The sequence below is a fragment of the Microbacterium sp. Ag1 genome, assembly GCF_001005635.1.
Classification (GTDB): Bacteria; Actinomycetota; Actinomycetes; order Actinomycetales; family Microbacteriaceae; genus Microbacterium; species Microbacterium oxydans.
In genome coordinates this window covers 207,818-213,835 of sequence record NZ_LBCR01000026.1, presented here as the reverse complement: position 1 = coordinate 213,835, position 6,018 = coordinate 207,818, and the positions used below count along the sequence as shown (strand labels likewise).

Annotated in this window: 5 protein-coding genes; 4 read left to right on the top strand and 1 reads right to left on the bottom strand. The window is 66.7% G+C overall.

The annotated features are described in order from the left end of the window. Nucleotides 1-20 precede the first annotated feature (20 nt). Nucleotides 21-1,523, bottom strand: coding sequence for an IMP dehydrogenase (guaB, locus tag AAY78_RS06070; protein ID WP_046747420.1), 1,503 nt, complete (start codon nucleotides 1,521-1,523; stop codon nucleotides 21-23). Nucleotides 1,524-1,775: 252 nt separating this feature from the next. On the opposite strand from guaB, the gene AAY78_RS06065 reads away from it, so the two are divergent. The 4 genes from AAY78_RS06065 to AAY78_RS06050 are packed head-to-tail and all read left to right on the top strand — an operon-like array spanning nucleotide 1,776 to nucleotide 5,938. Beyond that, on the top strand, nucleotides 1,776-3,125 hold the full coding sequence (locus AAY78_RS06065; RefSeq protein ID WP_046747419.1) for a branched-chain amino acid ABC transporter permease: 1,350 nt from the start codon (nucleotides 1,776-1,778) through the stop codon (nucleotides 3,123-3,125). Nucleotides 3,126-3,130: 5 nt separating this feature from the next. Further along, nucleotides 3,131-4,108, top strand: a complete 978-nt coding sequence (locus AAY78_RS06060) for a branched-chain amino acid ABC transporter permease (RefSeq protein ID WP_046747418.1) — start codon at nucleotides 3,131-3,133, stop codon at nucleotides 4,106-4,108. Between the two features lie 40 nt (nucleotides 4,109-4,148). Further along, nucleotides 4,149-5,168 carry an ABC transporter ATP-binding protein gene (locus AAY78_RS06055; RefSeq protein WP_378802257.1) on the top strand — a complete coding sequence of 340 codons (1,020 nt, stop codon included), beginning with the start codon at nucleotides 4,149-4,151 and terminating at the stop codon, nucleotides 5,166-5,168. After that, the gene (locus tag AAY78_RS06050) at nucleotides 5,165-5,938 is read left to right on the top strand and encodes an ABC transporter ATP-binding protein (RefSeq protein ID WP_046747417.1); all 774 of its coding nucleotides are present in this window, start codon (nucleotides 5,165-5,167) and stop codon (nucleotides 5,936-5,938) included. Before AAY78_RS06055 ends, AAY78_RS06050 begins: the two co-directional genes overlap by 4 nt. Nucleotides 5,939-6,018 lie beyond the last annotated feature (80 nt).

Genomic DNA, 6,018 nt, shown 5'->3' with positions numbered 1-6,018 from the left:
GGCCCCTCTTCGTGTCACGCCTACTTCTTGTAGTTCGGCGCCTCGACCACGATCTGCACGTCGTGCGGGTGCGACTCCTTGAGCCCCGCCGAGGTGATGCGCACGAACTTGCCGCGCGTCTTGAGCTCCTCGATAGTGCGCGCTCCGACGTAGAACATCGACTGACGCAGCCCGCCCACCAGCTGATAGGCGACCGCGGCGAGCGGTCCGCGGTACGGGACCTGGCCCTCGATGCCCTCGGGGATCAGCTTGTCGTCGCTCGGGACATCGGCCTGGAAGTAGCGGTCCTTCGAGTACGAGGTCTGCTTGCCGCGCGTCTGCATCGCGCCGAGCGAGCCCATGCCGCGGTACTGCTTGAACTGCTTGCCCGACTGGAAGACGATCTCGCCCGGCGACTCGTCGGTTCCCGCGAGGAGCGAGCCGAGCATCACGGCGTCGGCACCGGCGACGAGCGCCTTGGCGATGTCGCCCGAGTACTGCAGACCACCGTCGGCGATGACCGGAACGCCTGCGGGACCAGCGGCGAGCGAAGCCTCGTAGACCGCGGTCACCTGCGGCACGCCCACGCCGGCGACGACGCGGGTGGTGCAGATGGACCCGGGGCCGACGCCGACCTTGACCGCGTCGACTCCGGCATCGATGAGAGCCTGAGCGCCTTCACGGGTGGCGACGTTGCCGCCGATGACGTCGATGTGTGCGAAGGACTCGTCGGCCTTGAGCCGGCGGACGAGGTCGATGACACCCTGCGACTGCCCGTTGGCCGTGTCGACCACGAGGACGTCGACCCCGGCATCGCGCAGCGCCTCGGCACGCTCCCACGCGTCGCCGAAGAAGCCGATCGCCGCGCCGACGCGCAGACGCCCCTGGTCGTCCTTGGTGGCGAGCGGGTACTTCTCGCTCTTGTCGAAGTCCTTGATGGTGATGAGACCGGCGAGCTTGCCGTCGTCGTCGATGAGCGGCAGCTTCTCGACACGGTGCTTCGCGAACAGGGCGATGACCTCGCCTGCGGCCACGCCCACCGGAGCGGTGACGAGGTTCTCCCGCGTCATGACGTCCTTGACGAAGGTGGTCTGCCGCTCGAAGCCGGAGACGAAGCGCATGTCGCGGTTGGTGATGATGCCGACGAGCCGGCCGTCGTCGTCGACGACGGGAAGGCCGGAGATGCGGTACTTCGCGCAGAGGTTGTCGACCTCTTCGACCGTCGCATCCTGCGTCGTGGTGATGGGGTCGGTGATCATGCCGGACTCGCTGCGCTTGACGCGGTCGACGTGCGCTGCCTGGTCGGCGATGGAGAGGTTGCGGTGCAGGATGCCGATGCCGCCTTCACGCGCCATCGCGATCGCCATCCGCGACTCGGTGACCGTGTCCATGGCGCTCGAGAGGAGCGGCGTCGCGACCGAGATGCGCCGGGTGATGCGCGACGAGGTGTCGGCCTCGCTGGGGATGACATCGGTGTGCCCGGGGAGCAACAGCACGTCATCGTACGTCAGTCCGACGAAGCCGAAGGGATCGTGCTGTTCCATGGATTCTCCTTCTGCGCGAGTCGCGCATGTCCGAGTGCGAGGGGGTGGTCGACGTCGGCCGGTGCGGGGCCGCGGCCCGTATGAAGATTCTAAGCGAGACACGCCCGAGAACATTCCCGGAGCCGCGTCGTTACCGGACCGTTGGCACCGACCGTAGGTGATTCGGCGATGGCGCATTACGCTCAAGTGCGTCGTCCATCTCTGCGGACAAACCCGAGATCGCAGAGACACAGCACTCAAAGTGGAGGTTGCGTGGGACCCACAACACTCGCCGTGCAGCGAAAGCGACCCTGGGTGGTCGCCTTCCTCAGTATCCTCATGGCGCTCACAGCGTTCCTGTTCCTGCCCCCGTCAGCGGCCTCGGCCGAGACGACGGACGACGGGCAGGAGGTCACCGACTTCTACTTCGCCGGCGTCGTGACCTTCGACGACCAGCCGGTCGAAGGCGTGGTCATGACCATCGAGGGCAAGGGCTTCGACGGCGAGACCGAGACCGATGCCGACGGCAAATGGCGCCTGTACGTGCCCGAGAAGGAGAAGTACACCCTCACGGTCGATGAGTCGACGCTGCCGGACGGCGTGATCGTCGATGCGACCCAGCTCCCGGAGGGCACCCAGCCGATCGCCGGGACCACGGCCTCCTTCGAAGTCGAGTTCGGCCTCACCGGGACGAAGATCATGAACCTCTTCCTCGGCGAGGGGCAACGGGTCACCGTCTCCTTCGTCGACCAGCTGCTCTCACGCCTCGTCGGCGGACTGAACTTCGGACTCCTGCTGGCTCTCGCCTCGATGGGCGCTGCCCTCATCTACGGCACCACGCGCCTCTCCAACTTCGCGCACGCCGAGATGGTCACGTGGGGCGGCCTCGTCGCCCTCGTCACGACCACGTTCTGGCACCTTCCTCTCTGGCTCGGCATCGTCGCGGCCGTCATCGGCGGCGGCCTGTTCGGCTGGGCGCTGGATGCCGGGATCTGGCGTCCGCTCCGCCGGCGCGGTCTCGGTGTCGTCCAGCTGATGATCGTCAGCATCGGGCTCTCGCTCGCGCTGCGATACGCGTTCCAGTTCATGATCGGCGGAGGGACCTATCAGCTCCCCGGTGCCAGCCCCACCCCGATCCAGTTCGGGCCGATCTCCCTGTCCTACATCGACATGATCGCGATGGGTGTGAGCATCGTCGTGATCCTGGCCGTGGCCTTCTTCCTGACGCGCACCCGCATCGGCAAGGCCACCCGCGCGATCTCCGACAACCCGCAGCTCGCTGCCGCGTCCGGGATCGACGTCGACCGTGTGATCCGTTACGTCTGGATCCTCGCGGGAACGCTCGCCGCCATCTCCGGCATCCTGTGGGCGTACTTCCGCCCCGGTGTGAAGTGGGACATGGGGATGCAGATGCTCCTGCTGATCTTCGCCGCGATCACCCTCGGCGGCCTCGGCACGGCGTTCGGCGCTCTGGTCGGATCGCTCATCGTCGGCATGGCTGTCGAGGTGTCGACGCTGTGGATCCCGTCCGACCTCAAGTATGCGAGTGCTCTCGTGATCCTCATCCTCATCCTCCTCGTGAGACCTCAAGGGCTGCTCGGACGCAGGGAAAGGTTGGGCTGATCGCCATGGACTTCGGAAGCATCTTCTCGAACACGGCCGTCTACCTGTTCAGCCCGGTCACCATCGCCTACGCGCTCGCGGCGACCGGCCTCGCCGTGCACTTCGGATACGCCGGACTGCTCAACTTCGGCATGGCGGCGTTCATGGCGATCGGCGGCTACGGCTACGCCATCTCGGTGCTCAGCTTCGGCCTGCCGTGGTGGATCGGCATGCTGATCGGCCTGGTCGGCGGCGCCCTCTTCGCCGTGCTCCTGGGCATACCGACGCTGCGGCTCCGCGCCGACTATCTCGCGATCGCCACGATCGCCGCGGGCGAGATCGTCCGTCTCCTCTTCACCACGCAGGTGTTCGACGAATGGACCAACAGCGCCGACGGCCTCGCCCAGTACAACGGCGGATTCCGCGACGCGAACCCCATCCCGCCGGGGACCTACGGGTTCGGACCCTGGACGTACAGCGCGAACGACCTCTGGAACCGCGTGTTCGGCGTGATCGTCCTGGTCGTCGCCATCCTGCTGGTGTGGGCGCTGATGCGCAGCCCGTGGGGCCGCGTGCTCAAGGGCATCCGCGAAGACGAGGACGCCGTGCGCTCGCTGGGCAAGAACGTCTTCGCCTACAAGATGCAGGCGCTCGTCGTGGGTGGTGTGATCGGCGCCGCGGGTGGGATCGTCTTCGTCCTCCCCTCCGCGGTCGTCCCCGGCAGCTACTCGACGTCGCTGACGTTCTTCCTGTGGACGATCCTCCTCCTGGGAGGCGCGGCCACGGTGTTCGGACCCACGCTCGGTGCGGTGCTCTTCTGGGTGGTGTTCGCCTTCATGGCCAACCTGCTCCCGTCGATGGCGAAGGCCGGGCTGCTGCCGATGACCGACAGCCAGGCGTCGACCCTCGTCTTCGTCTTCGTCGGCATCGCCCTGATGCTGCTCGTGATCTTCCGCCCGCAGGGCATCCTCGGAGACAAGAGGGAGATGACCTTTGTCAAATGAACTGACCCCGGAACAGGTCCCCGGCTCGGCGGACGCCGCGGTGACCGCGGCTCCCTCCACGGGGAGCATCCGACGCCCGAAGACCACCGGCCTGACCAAGGGTGAGGTGAAGCCCGGAGTCGCGAAGGTCGATCCGATCCTCGTCGTCGACGCCGTCCAGCGTCGCTTCGGAGGCCTGACCGCCGTCGACGTCGATCACCTCGAAGTCCCCCGAGGAGCCATCACCGCGCTGATCGGCCCGAACGGAGCAGGCAAGACGACGCTCTTCAACCTGCTCTGCGGATTCGACAAGCCCAACAGCGGCACGTGGTCGTTCGACGGCACGAGCCTCTCCGGGGTGCCGTCGTTCAAGGTGGCCAGGATGGGCCAGGTACGCACGTTCCAGCTCACCAAGTCGCTCTCGCTGCTCACGGTGCTCGAGAACATGAAGCTGGGCGCTCCGCATCAGCGCGGTGAGGGATTCTGGTCCAGCCTGTTCCCCTTCCTGTGGAGGGCACAGGACGACGAGATCGAGGCCAAGGCGCGCGAACTGCTGACGCGCTTCAAGCTCGACGCGAAGGAGAAGGACTTCGCCGCGGCCCTCTCGGGCGGCCAGCGCAAGCTCCTCGAGATGGCCAGGGCGCTGATGAGCGACCCGACGCTGGTGATGCTCGACGAGCCCATGGCCGGCGTCAACCCCGCGCTCACGCAGTCGCTCCTCGACCACATCCTCGACCTGAAGGAGGAGGGCATGACCGTGCTCTTCGTCGAGCACGACATGCACATGGTGCGTCACATCGCCGACTGGGTGATCGTGATGGCCGAGGGGCGGGTCGTCGCGGAGGGCCCTCCCGACGAGGTCATGGAGAACCCGGCTGTCGTTGACGCGTACCTCGGTGCACACCAGGACGTGGACCTCGGCGCCGTCACCGGACGTATCCCGGTGCTCCCCGATGCCGCCGCCAGCAGGCTCCGCGAGGAGATCGAAGCGGAGGCGGAGGCCGAGCTCGAGGCGACCGATCCGGTTCCCGGCACCGCTACCGATACCGATACCGATACCGAGGGAAGGGGCACCGCATGAGCGGGGAAACGCCGACCGATGCAGCGACGAGCGCGGCTCAGGACGATGTCGTCGTGAAGCTGACCGACGTCCATGCCGGCTATCTTCCCGGTGTGAACATCCTCAACGGTGCCAACCTCGTGGCGCGGCAGGGAGAGCTGATCGGGATCATCGGTCCGAACGGGGCGGGGAAGTCCACTCTCCTGAAGGCCATCTTCGGGCTCGTGAACGTGCGAAGCGGCGACATCACGGTGAAGGGTGAGAGCATCGTGGGTCTGAAGGCCGACAAGCTCGTCCGGCGCGGAGTGGCCTTCGTGCCGCAGACCAACAACGTCTTCCCCTCGCTGTCGATCGAGGAGAACCTGCAGATGGGGCTGTACCAGAACCCCAAGATCTACGACGAGCGACTCGAGTTCGTCACCGGCATCTTCGCTGAGCTGGGCAAGCGCCTCAAGCAGCGCGCCGGTTCGCTCTCCGGTGGTGAGCGGCAGATGGTCGCCATGTCCCGTGCCCTCATGATGGACCCGTCGGTGCTGCTGCTCGACGAGCCGTCGGCCGGCCTCTCCCCCGTGCGACAGGACGACGCGTTCATCCGGGTCTCCGACATCAACAAGGCCGGTGTCACGACGATCATGGTGGAGCAGAATGCTCGACGCTGCCTGCAGATCTGCGACCGAGGGTACGTCCTCGATCAGGGCAAGGACGCGCACGAGGGAAGTGGCAGGGACCTGCTGAACGACCCCAAGGTCATCGGTCTCTATCTCGGCACGCTCGGCACCGACGCCGCCTGAGCGGCGAGCGAGAAGCCGCGAGCGAGAAAGCCGCCGACACCACGACGAAGGCCCCGGATCGGATCCGGGGCCTTCGTCGT

Excerpts from the sequence above, each read along its gene's own strand:
- AAY78_RS06050 (WP_046747417.1), top strand. The coding sequence starts at position 5,165 with ATGAGCGGGGAAACGCCGACCGATGCAGCGACGAGCGCGGCTCAGGAC.
- AAY78_RS06060 (WP_046747418.1), top strand. The coding sequence starts at position 3,131 with ATGGACTTCGGAAGCATCTTCTCGAACACGGCCGTCTACCTGTTCAGC.
- guaB (WP_046747420.1), bottom strand. The coding sequence starts at position 1,523 with ATGGAACAGCACGATCCCTTCGGCTTCGTCGGACTGACGTACGATGAC.